Annotated in this window: 12 protein-coding genes; 4 read left to right on the top strand and 8 right to left on the bottom strand. The window is 63.1% G+C overall.

Annotated features, from left to right (window positions below):
- Positions 1 to 34 precede the first annotated feature (34 nt).
- The 3 genes from mnmA to ACIQUB_RS19970 all read right to left on the bottom strand — a co-directional run bounded on the left by mnmA (position 35) and on the right by ACIQUB_RS19970 (position 4,371).
- Positions 35 to 1,234 (bottom strand): tRNA 2-thiouridine(34) synthase MnmA, encoded by a 1,200-nt coding sequence (gene mnmA, locus ACIQUB_RS19980; RefSeq protein ID WP_047509300.1) that lies wholly within the window; start codon positions 1,232 to 1,234, stop codon positions 35 to 37.
- Positions 1,235 to 1,641: 407 nt separating this feature from the next.
- The gene (locus ACIQUB_RS19975) at positions 1,642 to 3,726 is read right to left on the bottom strand and encodes a bifunctional diguanylate cyclase/phosphodiesterase (RefSeq protein WP_113239157.1); all 2,085 of its coding nucleotides are present in this window, start codon (positions 3,724 to 3,726) and stop codon (positions 1,642 to 1,644) included.
- Between the two features lie 222 nt (positions 3,727 to 3,948).
- A complete protein-coding gene (locus tag ACIQUB_RS19970) occupies positions 3,949 to 4,371 on the bottom strand; it encodes a helix-turn-helix domain-containing protein (protein ID WP_112944944.1) in 423 nt (140 codons plus the stop codon).
- Positions 4,372 to 4,454: 83 nt separating this feature from the next.
- Between ACIQUB_RS19970 and ACIQUB_RS19965 the strand changes: the two genes are divergently transcribed.
- The 3 genes from ACIQUB_RS19965 to ACIQUB_RS19955 all read left to right on the top strand — a co-directional run bounded on the left by ACIQUB_RS19965 (position 4,455) and on the right by ACIQUB_RS19955 (position 8,213).
- Positions 4,455 to 6,779 carry a heavy metal translocating P-type ATPase gene (locus ACIQUB_RS19965; protein WP_402931474.1) on the top strand — a complete coding sequence of 775 codons (2,325 nt, stop codon included), beginning with the start codon at positions 4,455 to 4,457 and terminating at the stop codon, positions 6,777 to 6,779.
- A 213-nt stretch (positions 6,780 to 6,992) separates the two neighbouring features.
- Positions 6,993 to 7,736, top strand: coding sequence for a hypothetical protein (locus tag ACIQUB_RS19960; RefSeq protein WP_162737590.1), 744 nt, complete (start codon positions 6,993 to 6,995; stop codon positions 7,734 to 7,736).
- A gap of 156 nt (positions 7,737 to 7,892) precedes the next feature.
- Entirely contained in the window at positions 7,893 to 8,213 is a 321-nt protein-coding gene (locus tag ACIQUB_RS19955) for a dynamin (protein WP_162737591.1), read from the top strand.
- Positions 8,214 to 8,283: 70 nt separating this feature from the next.
- Here ACIQUB_RS19955 and ACIQUB_RS19950 read toward each other — a convergent pair whose 3' ends face one another.
- The 4 genes from ACIQUB_RS19950 to ACIQUB_RS19935 all read right to left on the bottom strand — a co-directional run bounded on the left by ACIQUB_RS19950 (position 8,284) and on the right by ACIQUB_RS19935 (position 12,511).
- Entirely contained in the window at positions 8,284 to 8,442 is a 159-nt protein-coding gene (locus tag ACIQUB_RS19950; RefSeq protein WP_113239160.1) for an entericidin, read from the bottom strand.
- Positions 8,443 to 8,594: 152 nt separating this feature from the next.
- Complete coding sequence (gene serA, locus ACIQUB_RS19945; protein WP_113239161.1) at positions 8,595 to 10,190, bottom strand: phosphoglycerate dehydrogenase; 1,596 nt, start codon at positions 10,188 to 10,190, stop codon at positions 8,595 to 8,597.
- Between the two features lie 86 nt (positions 10,191 to 10,276).
- Positions 10,277 to 11,458: a phosphoserine transaminase gene (locus tag ACIQUB_RS19940; RefSeq protein WP_113239162.1), complete on the bottom strand. Its 1,182-nt coding sequence runs from the start codon at positions 11,456 to 11,458 to the stop codon at positions 10,277 to 10,279.
- A 207-nt stretch (positions 11,459 to 11,665) separates the two neighbouring features.
- Positions 11,666 to 12,511: an outer membrane protein gene (locus tag ACIQUB_RS19935; RefSeq protein WP_047509320.1), complete on the bottom strand. Its 846-nt coding sequence runs from the start codon at positions 12,509 to 12,511 to the stop codon at positions 11,666 to 11,668.
- A 376-nt stretch (positions 12,512 to 12,887) separates the two neighbouring features.
- On the opposite strand from ACIQUB_RS19935, the gene ACIQUB_RS19930 reads away from it, so the two are divergent.
- Positions 12,888 to 13,091, top strand: a complete 204-nt coding sequence (locus ACIQUB_RS19930) for a hypothetical protein (RefSeq protein WP_113239163.1) — start codon at positions 12,888 to 12,890, stop codon at positions 13,089 to 13,091.
- Positions 13,092 to 13,168: 77 nt separating this feature from the next.
- Here the strand turns inward: ACIQUB_RS19930 and glmM are convergent, their stop codons facing one another.
- A complete protein-coding gene (gene glmM, locus ACIQUB_RS19925; protein WP_111563291.1) occupies positions 13,169 to 14,521 on the bottom strand; it encodes a phosphoglucosamine mutase in 1,353 nt (450 codons plus the stop codon).
- Positions 14,522 to 14,551 lie beyond the last annotated feature (30 nt).

The raw sequence follows: 14,551 nt of genomic DNA, 5'->3' as shown, positions 1-14,551 counted from the left end.
CAAGCACATGATCGAGAAAATCACCGGGCTTTTGTCACGCCGCCACGGCACCTTCAAGAAGCGCCTTCAGCGATGCTTCCGCCGCTGGCTCGCGCTCCGAGCGCTCGATGAAACCGCCGCCATAAACGCGCGCATTGTCGCCCGGCGCCGAATAAAGCGCGCAGGCCTGACCGGGCGCGACACCCGCTTCGCCCACCGCGAGATCCACGTAGATGCCGGTGTGATCGGCATGCAGCACGGCCGGCGTCGGCATGCGCGTCGAGCGCACCTTGGCGAAGCAGGCAAAGCCCTCGCCCGCAGCCGCCTGCGCAAGCTCCTCGTCTCCAAGCCAGTTCACGTCGCGCAGATAGACACGGTGTGTCTCCAGCGCTTCCTTGGGGCCGACGATGACGCGCCGCGAGCGGGCATCGAGATAGACGACATAGAGCGGCTCGCCGGTGGCAACGCCGATACCGCGCCGCTGGCCGATCGTGTAATGCAGGATGCCCTCATGCTGGCCGAGCACCCGGCCGTCGAGATGCACGATCTCGCCCGCCAGCGCCGCATTCGGCTTCAGCTTGTTGATGATATCGGTGTACTTGCCCTGCGGCACGAAACAGATGTCCTGGCTGTCGGCCTTTTTGGCGACGACGAGGCCCATCTCTTCGGCGAGCTTGCGGGTTTCCGCCTTCGGCAGTCCGCCGAGCGGGAAGCGCAGATAGTCGATCTGCTCCTGCGTGGTGGCAAACAGGAAATAGCTCTGGTCGCGATCGGCGTCAGCCGGGCGGTAGAGCGCGCGACGACCGGGATTGCCGGGCGCCGGATTGGCGCCGGAGCGGATATAGTGACCGGTCGCCAGCGCATCGGCGCCGAGCTCGCGCGCGGTCTCAAGCAGATCGGCGAACTTGACCGTCTGATTGCACGACACGCAGGGGATCGGCGTCTCGCCGGCGACATAGCTTTCCATGAACGGATTGATGACGGTGTCGCGGAAGCGCTTTTCGTAATCCAGCACATAGTGCGGAATACCGAGCGTTTCGCACACTCGGCGCGCATCGTCGATATCCTGGCCCGCGCAGCACGAACCGGCGCGATGCACGGCCGCGCCATGATCGTAGAGCTGCAGCGTGATGCCGAGCACATCATAGCCCTGCCGCTTCAAAATACCGGCCACGACCGAGCTGTCGACGCCGCCAGACATGGCCACGACAACGCGCGTATCTTCCGGCCTCTTGTCAAAATCCAGTGTGTTCAAGGGGTGCTGCCAATTCAAAAGGGTATCTCGATCCGCCCTATCCTACAGAATTTTGGCGGATTTGCATCGCGACCAGCGGGATCGACCGCCGGCTCTTGTCTGGGCGTGGATATAGAAAGGATTGGGGGCGCGTGCAAGGGGCGGTGATTTTTTGGGGGGGGTGGGCGTTTTGGCGTGTGGTGCGTGCTCTCATGGCCGTCGTGCCGTGTGTTTCCCCCCTCTGCCCTGCCGGGCATCTCCCCCACAGGTGGGGAGATTGGCTGGGGGCAGCCGCTCGCTCTAACCTCAATTGCTTGGCGACCGCACGCCACGGGTCGATCTCCCCCCTTGTGGGGGAGATGTCCGGCAGGACAGAGGGGGGTAATCCACGGCACACCCTCTCCAAAGTCACACCGAACCCACTCCCCTCAAGCCGCGGTCGAAGCCACCACGCCCCCGCCCGCGATCAACCGCTCCGCTTCCGCAAGCGGCATCGGCTTGCCCAGCAGATACCCTTGAACCTCGTGGAACCCCTCCTGACGCAACCGCAGCAGTTGCGCGTCGGTCTCGATCCCCTCGGCCAGCGTCGTCGCGTTGAAGCCGGAGCCGATACCGACCACGGCGCGCACGATCGCCAGGTTGCCGGGGTCGGTGTCGATGCCGGCGATGAAGCTGCGGTCGAGCTTGATCTTGTCGAAGGCAAAGGCGCGCAGGTAGCTGAAGGAGGAATAGCCGGTGCCGAAATCGTCGATGGCGATGCGGATCCCGAGTTCCTTCAGCGCCTTCAGGAGCGGCAGGCTCTGGCCGACATCGGCGAGGAAGACCGATTCCGTGATCTCGATCTCCAGCCGCTCCGGCCGCAACCCGCTCTCGTCGAGCGCCGAGACGACGCTGGCGAGCAGGCTGGTGTGGCGAAACTGGCTGACCGAGAGGTTGACGGCCACTTTCAGCTCCGACGGCCAGCGCGCCGCCGTCCGGCAGGCCTCGCGCAGCACCCACTCGCCGATCGCAACGATCAACCCGGTCTCTTCCGCAACGGGAATGAACTCCATCGGCGGCACCAGCCCGCGCTCCGGGTGGTTCCAGCGGATCAGCGCCTCGAAGCCGCCGAGCCCGTCATTTTCCAGCTGGACGATCGGCTGGTAGTAGAGCTCGAACTGGTTCTTCTGCAGCGCCTCGCGCAACTCCACCGTCAGGATGTGCCGGCGCTCGGCCTCGAGCCGCATCGAGGGCTCGTAGAAGCGATAGGTCGAGCGGCCGCTCTCCTTGGCGGCGTAGAGCGCAAGGTCGGCGTGCCGCATCAGCACGTCATCGTCTTCCGCATGATCGGGAGCCAGCGCGATGCCGATACTGCAGGTGACATGCTCGTTGACGCCGTCGAGATCGAAGGGCGAGGAGAGCGACGTGAGCAGCTGCTCGGCGAACCGCTCGATGCAGCCGGCCTCCCGGAAGCCCACCACCAGCGCGAACTCGTCGCCGCCGAGCCGCGCCACGAGATCGCCCTCGCAGGAAAGACCGGTCAGCCGCGCCGCGACCTGGCAGAGCAGCGCGTCGCCGGCCGCATGGCCCTTGCTGTCATTGATATGCTTGAAGTGATCGACATCGAGATAAAGCAGCGCCACCGGCTTGTCGGCGGTGGCAAGCGAAGAGACGCGCTTGATGTGCTCGGCGAAGAAGGCGCGGTTCGGCAGACCGGTCAGAACGTCGTGCATCGCCATATAGGCAAGCCGCGCCTCGACCGAGCGCTCCTCGGTCACATCCTGCGAGATGCCGAGCAGGTAGCGCGGGGCGCTGCCATCGGGCGACGGCAGGGCGCGCTTGACGGTTCTGAGGATACGCTGCTGACCATCTGAGCGCTGCATCGTCTCTTCGAAGCTGATCGCCGCAGGCGCCGCGAAAGCGCGGGCATCCTGCTCGCGAAATGCCGCCGACTGCTCCTTGTCGAAGAAAAGATGATCGCTGCGACCGACCACGTCGACAGAACGACGACCGACGATTTCGCCGCAGGCTTCGTTGAAGAGGATATAGAGACCATCCGCGTCCATGTCCTTGACGAACACGCCGACCGGCAGGTTGTCGACGATGCTGTCCAGGAGCGAGCGCGTGTCGCTGACCTCGCGATGCGCGGCATTCACCTCGGTCTGGTCCTGCACGATGGCAAGGATCGCATCGCGGCCGTTGAAGCGCACGCCGCGCCCATAGGTCAGCACCTCGAGCATCGTGCCGTCGGCCTTCAGATGCGTCCAGCGCTCGGCCCGCTCCATGTCAGAGCGCGCGTGCACGGCTGTCAACATCCGCTGGCGCTCATGCGCGGGGCGAATGTCGAGCACGGTCATGCCGGCATACGCGTCGCGCGAATAGCCATAGAGATCGACGGCGGCATTGTTGACGATCAGGAAGCGCAACGTGTCGGGGTCGTAGACCCACATCGGCGACGGATGGGTTGCGAAGAGAGACTGGAAATCATCATTGGGAGTATCGGTCGAAACGAATGCTCTCTGAATACCTGTCATCGGCAATGTCACAATCACATGATTTTGATGGCTGATTCCGGCGACTATAGTGAAAAAAACTAAATAAAATCAGAATCATAGTTCGCACAAACTTTAGGCGAACCGCCTTCATGATGTGCAGCGCTAACCGCTTGTTATGATGTTTCGCGGCTTTTCTTCACACACTAGAAAGGTCTGCACAAAGATCGGACAACTCGGTGATGCCAGATCAGTGGTGCCAAATCAGTGATGGTTATGCGCACACTGCCCGTGGTCGGCCAGAACCTCGATCACCCGGCACTGATCGACCCGCCCGTGACCGCACCCAGCGACCATGGCCTCCAGCTCCACCTTCAACGCCATCAGGCTGCGGATGCGCTGCTCCACGTCGATGAGCCGCGCCTTGGCGATCGCGTCGGCCGAGGCGCAAGACTGGTTCGGATCGTCCTGCAGGATGAGAAGCGTGCGGATGGCATCGACTTCGAAGCCAAGTTCGCGGGCATGGCGGATGAACACGAGGCGGCTGATATCGGCGGGCTCGTAGGAGCGCTGGTTGCCCTCGCTGCGGCTCGGCGCGCTCAGCAGGCCGATGCCCTCGTAATAGCGGATCGTCGGCACCTTCACGCCGCTTTGGCGCGATGCCTCGCCGATGGTGATCTTTTTCATCATTTCCCCCTTGCACCTCTAGTCGCTAGAGGATGTAGGAAGGATGCTCGTCAATGACAAGGAAGCCCATAAGGAAGCCGATGATGAGCGACAGGATCGAGAAGCGCTACAGGGTCGATGGCATGGATTGCGCCAGCTGCGCGGCCAAGATCGATACCGCCGTGCGCCGCGTCTCCGGCGTTGAGGACGTCTCGGTGTCGGTAACCGCAGGTACCATGACCGTCCGCCACGATGGCAGCAGCGATCTTGCCGCGATCGAAAAGAAGGTCATCGGCCTCGGATACGGTCTGCGCCCGTTGGCGACCACCGAGACGCCCCGCCCGAGCGGCCACGGCGCCGAGCATGTGCATGGACCGGACTGCGGCCATGATCACGGACACAGCCACGCGCGGGACCATGCGCACGACGACCACAATCATGATCATGATCATGATCATGATCACGATCACCATGACCACGCACACGATCATGCTCACGACAGCCAAAGCGCATCCGCCGAAATAGAAGGCCTGCATGGCCACGACCATGCGCCCATGTCCGGCCCATGGTGGCAGAGCCGCAAGGGGCGGCTGACGATCTTCTCGGGCGCCGCCCTCGTCATCGCCTACATCGTCGGCCATCTCGTCCCCTCGATCGCGCCCTATGCCTTCATCGCCGCCATGCTGGTCGGTCTCATCCCGATCGCCCGCCGCGCGGTCATGGCCGCGCTGTCGGGCACGCCCTTCTCGATCGAGATGCTGATGACAATCGCCGCCGTCGGCGCCGTCATCATCCATGCCGGCGAAGAGGCAGCGACCGTGGTCTTCCTGTTCCTGGTCGGCGAACTGCTGGAAGGTGTCGCGGCCGGCAAGGCGCGCGCCAGCATCCAGTCGCTGACGACGCTGGTGCCCAAGAGCGCCCTTCTCGAAGAAGGCGGCGCAACCCGTGAGGTGCCTGCCGAAACGCTTGCAGTGGGTTCGACCATTCTCGTGCGCCCCGGCGACCGCATCTCCGCCGACGGCATCATCTTGTCCGGCGAAAGCGCGATCGACGAGGCCCCGGTGACAGGCGAAAGCACGCCGGTGCGCAAGGGCGAAGGCGACGTCGTCTTCGCGGGAACCGTCAACGGCGACGCGGCATTGCGCGTCAAGGTGACGGCCACTGCCGCCGACAACACCATCGCCCGCGTCGTGCGCCTCGTTGAGGAAGCGCAGGAAAAGAAGGCGCCGACCGAGCGCTTCATCGACCGCTTCTCGCGCTATTATACGCCTGGTGTCGTCGTCGTTGCCGCCCTCGTCGCCATCCTGCCGCCGCTGGTCGCTGGTGGCGCATGGGACGAATGGATCTACAAGGGCCTCGCGATCCTGCTGATCGGCTGCCCCTGCGCGCTCGTCATCTCCACGCCCGCCGCCATCGCCGCCTCGCTGTCCTCAGGCGCGCGGCGCGGCTTGCTGCTCAAGGGCGGCGCGGTTCTCGAGACGCTCGGCAAGATCACCGCCGTGGCGCTCGACAAGACAGGCACGCTGACCGAGGGCAAGCCTGTTGTCACCGACATATTGAGCTTCGGCAAGCCCGAGGCCGAGGTGCTGACCTATGCCGCGGCACTTGAGACTGGCTCCAGCCACCCGCTGGCGCTCGCCATCCTCGGCAGGGCCGCGCGCGACGCCATCGCCATCCCGCAGGCAACCGACGCCAAGGCGCTCGGCGGCAAGGGCGTGACCGCCACTGTCGCCGGCCAGCCGATCTTCCTCGGCTTCCCCAAGGCCGCCGCCGAACGCGCAGCATTGTCAGACGAGCAGCAGGCGGGCATCACCAGGCTGAACGACGAAGGCAAGACCGTCTCCGTGCTTGTGGTCGGCGACCAACTGGCCGGCGCCATCGCCATGCGCGACGAGCCGCGCGACGACGCCAAATCGGGCCTGAAGGCGCTGACCGACGCAGGTGTCAGGATCGTCATGCTGACAGGCGACAATGCCCGCACCGCCAACGCCATCGGCAAGGAGCTCGGTATCGAGGTCCGCGCCGAGCTGATGCCCGAGGATAAGCAGCGCATTGTCGGCGAACTGCAGAAGAGCGGCCTGAAGGTCGCCAAGGTCGGCGACGGCATCAACGACGCGCCGGCGCTGGCCGCGGCCGATGTCGGCATCGCCATGGGCGGCGGCACGGATGTGGCGCTGGAGACCGCCGACGCCGCGATCCTTCACGGCCGCGTCTCCGACGTCGCCGCCATGATCGCGCTGTCGAAGCGCACCATGCGCAACATCGGCGAAAACATCTCGATCGCGCTCGGCCTGAAGGCCGTCTTCCTGGTCACGACCATCGCCGGCATCACCGGCCTCTGGCCCGCCATCCTCGCCGACACAGGCGCCACGGTGCTGGTGACGATCAACGCATTGCGATTGCTGCGGCCGGTTTCATCACAGGCTTAAGACTGTATTAACAGCACGTGTGGCGCGCATTTTCCCTTGAATTTTGAGGGGCGAAGAGCGTCACGCTCCGCAGGGCGTGTATTCGCCAATCAATTCAACTAGATGCAAATTTAGATCATTAAACTTGTCTTAAAACGCGACGGCTGTTTGAGAGATTTTCGCAAGGGATTGCCTCTATCCGGCGCGAGTTATTCAATTTCCAAGGCTTCGCATATGTTACTCGACGGCATATTTTATCCCAACCAACCCTCCGGGGGATCCAGTTCCTCGACAAGCGCACCCCAAAGCGCCTCGGAGACATCGCCCGCACCCGAGCAATCCACCTCCCCCTCCCCGGCAAGCGAAGAGCCCATCAGCTACCCGCCCCAGGAAACGGACGACCAGACATACACCGCCCAGCCCCAAACCGAACCTCAGGCCAATTCCGAGCCCGAGGCAGCAACTCCGGCCGAACCAGAGCCGCAGCAGGCAGCCCCCTCGCAGCAGGCAGGCGAGCCGGTGACCCCAGGCGAGGCCAGCGAGCCAGCCGAACAACCGGCCACGCAGACGCAGCCGGCCTCTGCCGACGAGGCCGCGCCGGCACAGCCGCAGCAGAACGCCGCCGCCACGCCCGCCAACGACAAGAGCAGCACCGCACCGGCGTCCGGCACCGACGCGCCCGGCGGCACGGCTCCCGTAGCAACGCCATTGCCGACCGCTCCGGCGCACACCGCAAGCGCCTCGGCCTCGAAGGCATCGGCGACATCGGCCAGCGCCGTCAGCAAAAGCGATGATATCGACCTGACTGATCTGGTGCGCAAGCAGGCGCAGCAGGCGAGCGAATCCCAGCGGCTCCAGTCGATGTTCGCGGACGGCTCGACCGGTGCTGCGTCGCCGTTCCTGTCGCTCTTTGGCGTCGAGGCGGGCAGCGAGGAAAGCCGCGTCAACGCCGTCACGCTTCTCTACCAGCAGTTTTGACGGCGCGCGTCGCGAAACGACCGCGACCAATATCACAAAGCCCGGCGCAGCCTCGCCGGGCTTTCGCGTTTCGGCGCTGCAACCGGAAAGTGGCGCCTGCCACATTCTGGAACCTATCTCTTCTTCACGCGTTAGTGATTGAGGAGGAAAAGCACCATGACCAATGATTTCAATCGTCCGAATGCCGCGAACACCCCGCCGCCGAAGAGTTCATCTAAGACGATGTGGGTTGCAATCGCACTTCTGGTCGTCATCGTCGCCCTGGCGGCAACCTATTGGCCAAGGGGCGCTTCGGCTCCCACGGCAACCGCGCCGAGCGCAACGGCACCCGTGACCGAACCCGCGGCACCCGCAACGCCGCCCGCCTCGCAAGCCACCCCGCCGGCTGCAACACCGCCGGCAGCCACACCTGCCCCGGCAACACCTGCACCCGCGACCCCGGCTCCAGCAACGCCGGCTCCCGCGAACCCGCAGTAAAGCCGGTTCTATCGCAGATAAGACAAAGCCCGCCAGTTCAGGCGGGCTTTTTTCATGCGAGGTCGGAGGCTTAGTTCTGGCCGGCCTTCAGCACCCGGTGCGTGCTGTCATCGACGGCATTGCCCATCTGGCGACCGTCCTTGGCGAGGCCGTTTGCGGTGTTGGCGCAGGAGGACAGCGCCAGCAGCGAGGTGAGCGCAATGGCGATGGCAACGGCAAATCGTGTCATGAAAATCTCCCTAATGATCGGCCGGAGCGGCACGCAATCGGGTAGATAGCGCCCGCCGGTCGGCGATCAACGCCGCCGCGAGAACCCGAAACAGAAAACCCGGCACAGTCGCCTGCGCCGGGTCTCTTCACATCTTCCCTGGGAGGAAAGCCTCAATCAACAGCAAATACGAGCGGCTTGGCCTGTCGGATTGCTGGGTTGGCGGTCAATTTTCCAAGGACGTCGTCGCTGACGGGGCCATCGACGTAAAGCAGCGCGATCGCATCACCGCCCTGCTCGCCACGGCCGAGCTGGAAGTTGGCGATGTTGACGCCGGCGGCACCCAGCGTCGTACCGATGAAGCCGATCATGCCGGGAACGTCGGTGTTGGAGATGTAGACCATGTTCGCGCCGACATCGCCGTCGAGGTTGATGCCCTTGATCTGGATGAAGCGCGGCTTGCCGTCGGAGAAGACAGTGCCGGCGACAGAGCGGGTCTGCTTGTCGGTCTTGACGGTCAGCTTGATGTAGCCGTCGTAAACGCCGGTCTTGTCGCGCTTGACCTCGGAGAGCACGATGCCCTTTTCCTTGATCATGATCGGCGCCGAAACCATGTTGACGTCGGCGACCTGGTTTCGGATCAGGCCGGCGAGCAGCGCAGAGGTCAGAGCCTTGGTGTTCATCGTCGCGGTCGCGCCGTCGAACAGGATCTCGATCTCCTTGATCGGGTCTTCCGACACCTGGCCGACGAAGGCGCCGAGAACGTCGGCGAGCTTGATGAACGGCTTCAGGATCGGTGCTTCTTCAGCGGTGATCGAGGGCATGTTGATGGCGTTGGAAACGGCGCCCTTGACGAGGTAGTCCGACATCTGCTCGGCAACCTGCAGGGCAACGTTTTCCTGCGCTTCCGTGGTCGATGCGCCCAGGTGCGGCGTGCACACGACGTTGGGCAGGCCGAACAGCGGGCTTTCCTTGGCGGGCTCGACTTCGAAGACGTCGAAGCCGGCGCCGGCGACATGGCCGGACTTGATGGCTTCGGCAAGCGCTGCTTCGTCAACCAGGCCACCACGGGCGCAGTTGATGATGCGAACGCCGGGCTTGGTCTTGGCGAGGTTTTCCTTGCCGAGAATGCCGCGCGTCTTGTCGGTCATCGGCACGTGCAGGGTGATGAAATCCGCCTTGGCGAGCAGCTCGTCGAGCTCGACCTTGGTGACGCCCATTTCCTGCGCACGCTCAGCCGAGAGGAAGGGGTCGTAGGCGAGAACATGCATGCCCAGCCCAATGGCCTTCTTGCAGACGATGCCGCCGATATTGCCGGCGCCGATGACGCCGAGCGTCTTGCCGGTGATTTCGACACCCATGAACTTCGACTTCTCCCACTTGCCGGCCTGCGTGGAGGCGTCGGCCTGCGGCAGCTGGCGGGCAACGGCGAACATCAGAGCGATGGCGTGTTCAGCCGTCGTGATCGAGTTGCCGAACGGCGTGTTCATGACGATGATACCGCGGCGCGAGGCGGCCGGGATATCGACGTTGTCGACGCCGATGCCGGCGCGGCCGATGACCTTGAGGTTGGTCGCGGCGGCGATCAGCTTTTCCGTCGCCTTGGTGGCGGAGCGGATGGCGAGACCGTCGTAATTGCCGATGATTTCGGCGAGCTTGTCCTTGTCCTTGCCGAGCTGCGGCTGGAAATCGACTTCGACGCCGCGATCACGGAAGATCTGGACGGCGGTTTCCGACAGTTCGTCGGATACGAGAACGCGAGGTGCCATTGGGGGCTTCCTTCAAAAAGTTCAACGATGGAATGTAATCGGGATTGCGAGGCTCCGCTTTTTCAGCGGAGCCGGATGCGATCAACTCAGGCAGCAGCCTGGGAAAGCGTTGCCTTCTGGGTCGAAAACGCCCAGGAGAGCCACGGCATCAGCTTCTGCATGTCTGCAGTTTCGATCGTGGCGCCGGCCCAGATGCGCAGGCCCGACGGCGCGTCGCGGTAATGGCCGATGTCGTAGGCGACACCTTCCTTGTCGAGCAGGCTGACGATGCCCTTGGCGAAGTTCGCCTGGCCGTCGGCGTCGAGCGCCAGAACGTCCTTGTCGGTGATCTTCAGGCAGACGGAGGTGTTGGAAGCCGTCTCGGCCTTGACCGAAAGGTTTGCGATCCAGTCATTGGCGGCAACGAAGTCGGCGATGACCTTGGCGTTGGCGTCGGCGCGAGCCATCAGGCCCTTCAGGCCGCCGACATCCTTCGACCACAGCAGTGCATCGATATAGTCCTCGACGCAGAGCATCGACGGCGTGTTGATGGTTTCGCCGGTGAAGATGCCCTCGATCAGCTTGCCGCCCGAGGTCATGCGGAAGATCTTCGGCAGCGGCCAGGCCGGTGCGTAGGTCGTGAGACGCTCGACGGCACGCGGCGACAGGATGATGACGCCATGAGCGCCCTCGCCGCCGAGAACCTTCTGCCAGGAGAAGGTGACGACATCGAGCTTGGCGAAATCGAGGTTCTGCGCGAAGGCGGCAGAGGTCGCGTCGCAGATCGTCAGACCCTTGCGGTCGGCGGGAATGAAATCGCCATTCGGGACGCGAACGCCCGAGGTGGTGCCGTTCCAGGTGAAGACAACGTCGCGGTCGAAATCGATGGTCGAGAGATCGGGCAGTTCGCCGTAACCGGCTTCGATCTTGCGGACGTCCTTGAGCTTCAGCTGCTTGACGACGTCGGTGACCCAACCGGCGCCAAAGCTTTCCCAGGCGACCATGTCGACGCCGCGCTCGCCGAGCAGCGACCAGAGCGCCATTTCGACGGCGCCGGTATCGGAAGCAGGCACGATGCCGATGCGGTAATCCGCCGGCACTTCGAGAACTTCGCGTGTGAGATCAATGGCTTGCTTGAGCTTCGTCTTTCCGACTTTCGCACGATGCGAACGGCCGAGCGGCGCGTCGGAAAGGGCTTCGAGCGACCAACCGGGGCGCTTCGAGCAAGGGCCAGAAGAAAAATGGGTGTTGTTCGGACGGACGTCCGGCTTCGCGGTGGCAGTGGCCATATGTATACCCTTCCAGGTAATTAGCCTCTCGTTGGGGAGAGGTGTCCCGCCGCCGTTGATACAGATGTGGCCAGATATCGTCAACTTACAAATGTCGCGCTTTGAGGAATTCTTGACGCAGGAGCGACGCGGCGGGAAACGGGAAAAGCCGCCCCGAGGGACGGCTTTCCGAGATGTCGAGACAATGTCTCGTTTGAATACAGGCGCTTACTTGTAGACCGGCTGCTGCAGCGGAATTTCCGGAGCCGGCTCGTAGGAAGCCGTCTGGCAACCGCCGAACAGGTAGCGAGCGCCGACGCGTGCTTCGTGAACGTTGAAGCCCTTGTCGCGGCCCGGGCCGCCGTTTTCGTTGTAGCCGAACATGTCGCCACCGTTGACGTGCAGGAAGCGGTAGCCGACGTCGGCCTTGACGTTGCAGGTCACGTCGATCGACGCACCGGCCATCAGGCCGTAGCTGAAGCGCCAGCCGCCCTTGCCGCCGTGGATGACCGTGTCATCGCAACCATTGCCGCTGCCGCTCGTGTCGCAAGACGTGTTGTTCAGGTCCTTCCACTTGACGTAGGTGCCGCCGATGCCGGCGCCGACGTAAGGCGTAACGTAGCCGTAGGTGCCGAGATCGACATAGGCGTTGGCCATCAGGGACCATGCGGTCAGCGAGGAAAGATCGGTCGAGGAGCAGGTTACCTGGCAGGCGCCGAAGGCAGAGCCGCCGCCGCTGGTGGAACCGTGGAAATCGGACTTGCCGAGATAATCCAGCGTCACGTCGGTGCGGAGATAGTTGTTGATCTGGTAACCGACACCGCCGCCGATGGTCCAGGCATCGTCGAGATCGGAGCGGTCGAAATCGACCTCGCTGGCATTGCTGCCCTGGAAGTATTTCGCGCCACGCAGGTCGTTGAAGCCGTAGCCGACATCGCCGCGCAGATACCAGCCGGTCGCTTCGGTCACGGTGACCTCGGGAGCGGCGATCGGTTCAGCGGGCATGAGGTCCGCGGCATAAGCATTCGAGGTAATGAGCAATGCGGCGAAGACGCCAGACAAGCTTCTCTTCATGGATCCCACTCCAAGGTTCGACGCCTGGCAGGATCGAGCTCCGCCAGTTGAATACGTTTCGGTAAGGATAATGAAGTGGAAACGTTAAGCGCTGCTTAACTGTAATTGTCAAACATCGCCTTTTACTCAAAGGCACTGGCAAACCGCTGATTTGGTTCTGATTTTAATACTGAAGCACGCATCAGGCGGACGCGGTCAAAGCCTGCGGAGAGCACCGTCCGCGCGTCGCTGCCACGCTAATAAAAAGCGCCCGACTTAACAAAGTTAATAGCGGTTCTGGCCATAAGCGCGTAGGGTGAATTGTCGGTCAGGACTTTTAAGGCAATGACCGCTTGGGAGTTACTAAGCGCTTCCGCCCCTTTATGGAGGTGCGCCCATGTCTAAGCTCAATAGAGCTATTTCGTTCGAAGAAGATCTATCGCCCGTTTTCGATGCCCTGTCGCTTTGGTGCAGGGAGCAGAAATTTGGGGCCGACAGTCTGCAAGGCTGCGCAGCCGCATCGAGGCTGCTCGACTTCTTCGAAGACGGTGCCATCACGACACCAGCGCTTCTCGAGCTCATGCGTCGAGACGTGACCTGACAAAATCGCGATGTACAAATGAGAATGCCCAGCCAAAGGCTGGGCATTGGAAGCTTGTGGACGGTGCCTGACGAATGTCAGGCGGCCGTGCGCACGCTTGAGATCGTACCGATCAGGTCGTTGACGATGCGCTCGATCTGGCTGCGATCGTCACCTTCCGCCATGACGCGGATCAAAGGCTCGGTGCCGGACGGACGGATGACCAGACGGCCGCTCTTGGCAAGCTCGGCTTCGGCATCGGCGATCGCCTGCTGCACATGCAGATCCTCCAGCGGCTTGCCGCCGGAATAGCGCACGTTGCGCAGCAGCTGCGGCACAGGCTCGAAACGGCGGCAGATTTCGCTGACCGTCTTGCCGGTACGCTTGACCGCGACCAAGATCTGCAGCGCGGCCACGAGGCCATCGCCGGTCGTGCCGTAATCCGACAGCACGATATGGCCGGACTGCTCGCCACCGACATTGTAATTGTTGTTGCGCATATGCTCGACGACATAGCGGTCGCCGACTGCCGTGCGCACCAGACCGAGCCCCTTGCCCTGCAGGAAGCGCTCAAGCCCGAGATTGGACATGACGGTGGCGACGATACCATCGCCGCGCAGCTGCTGGCTCTCGGCATAGCTTTCGGCGATGACGGCCATCAGCTGGTCGCCGTCGACGATCGCGCCGTTCTCATCGACGATGATCACACGGTCGGCGTCGCCATCAAGCGCGATGCCGATATCGGCGCGCACTTCATCGACCTTCTTCTGCAAAGCCACCGGGCTGGTGGAGCCGCAGTTGAGATTGATGTTGGTACCATTCGGCTCATTACCGATGACAACGACGTCGGCGCCCAGTTCCCAGAGCACGGCCGGTGCCACCTTGTAGGCGGCGCCATTGGCGCAATCGATGGCGATCCTCAGACCCTGTAGCGTCACGTCGCGCGGCAGCGTGCGCTTGGCATGCTCGATATAGCGGTCATGAACGCCATCGACGCGCTTGGCGCGGCCGATATCGTCGGACTTGGCGAGCTGCGCGCTCATGTCCTTCTCGAGCAGATCCTCGATCTGCATTTCCAGATCATCCGACAGCTTGTAGCCATCCGGACCGAAGAGCTTGATGCCGTTGTCTTCGTAAGGGTTGTGCGAGGCGGAGATCATCACGCCGATATCGGCGCGCAGCGAGCGCGTCAGCATGGCGACGGCAGGCGTCGGGATCGGGCCGAGAACGAAGGCGTCGAGGCCGGCGGCGGTGAAGCCAGCGACCATGGCGTTTTCGAGCATGTAGCCGGAAAGCCGCGTGTCCTTGCCGATAACGACCCGGTGGCGGTGATTGCCGCGACGGAAGATCGTGCCTGCCGCGATACCGACCCGCATCGCGAGATCCGGCGTCATCGGAAACACATTGGACTGACCGCGAATACCATCAGTGCCGAAATAGCGTCTTTTCATATGCACCCCTGTGCCTTGAGCGCGCGTTAC

It is taken from the genome of Rhizobium sp. NPDC090275 (assembly GCF_044772225.1).
GTDB lineage: Bacteria > Pseudomonadota > Alphaproteobacteria > Rhizobiales > Rhizobiaceae > Rhizobium.
This window is presented reverse-complemented; position numbering and strand designations above follow the sequence as displayed.

Bases quoted from the DNA above. Each gene is read 5' to 3' on its own strand.
- ACIQUB_RS19955 (WP_162737591.1), top strand. From the start codon at position 7,893: ATGACCAATGATTTCAATCGTCCGAATGCCGCGAACACCCCGCCGCCG.
- ACIQUB_RS19935 (WP_047509320.1), bottom strand. From the start codon at position 12,511: ATGAAGAGAAGCTTGTCTGGCGTCTTCGCCGCATTGCTCATTACCTCG.
- ACIQUB_RS19960 (WP_162737590.1), top strand. From the start codon at position 6,993: ATGTTACTCGACGGCATATTTTATCCCAACCAACCCTCCGGGGGATCC.
- ACIQUB_RS19930 (WP_113239163.1), top strand. From the start codon at position 12,888: ATGTCTAAGCTCAATAGAGCTATTTCGTTCGAAGAAGATCTATCGCCC.
- ACIQUB_RS19970 (WP_112944944.1), bottom strand. From the start codon at position 4,371: ATGAAAAAGATCACCATCGGCGAGGCATCGCGCCAAAGCGGCGTGAAG.
- ACIQUB_RS19950 (WP_113239160.1), bottom strand. From the start codon at position 8,442: ATGACACGATTTGCCGTTGCCATCGCCATTGCGCTCACCTCGCTGCTG.
- ACIQUB_RS19975 (WP_113239157.1), bottom strand. From the start codon at position 3,726: ATGACAGGTATTCAGAGAGCATTCGTTTCGACCGATACTCCCAATGAT.
- glmM (WP_111563291.1), bottom strand. From the start codon at position 14,521: ATGAAAAGACGCTATTTCGGCACTGATGGTATTCGCGGTCAGTCCAAT.
- serA (WP_113239161.1), bottom strand. From the start codon at position 10,190: ATGGCACCTCGCGTTCTCGTATCCGACGAACTGTCGGAAACCGCCGTC.
- ACIQUB_RS19965 (WP_402931474.1), top strand. From the start codon at position 4,455: ATGAGCGACAGGATCGAGAAGCGCTACAGGGTCGATGGCATGGATTGC.
- ACIQUB_RS19940 (WP_113239162.1), bottom strand. From the start codon at position 11,458: ATGGCCACTGCCACCGCGAAGCCGGACGTCCGTCCGAACAACACCCAT.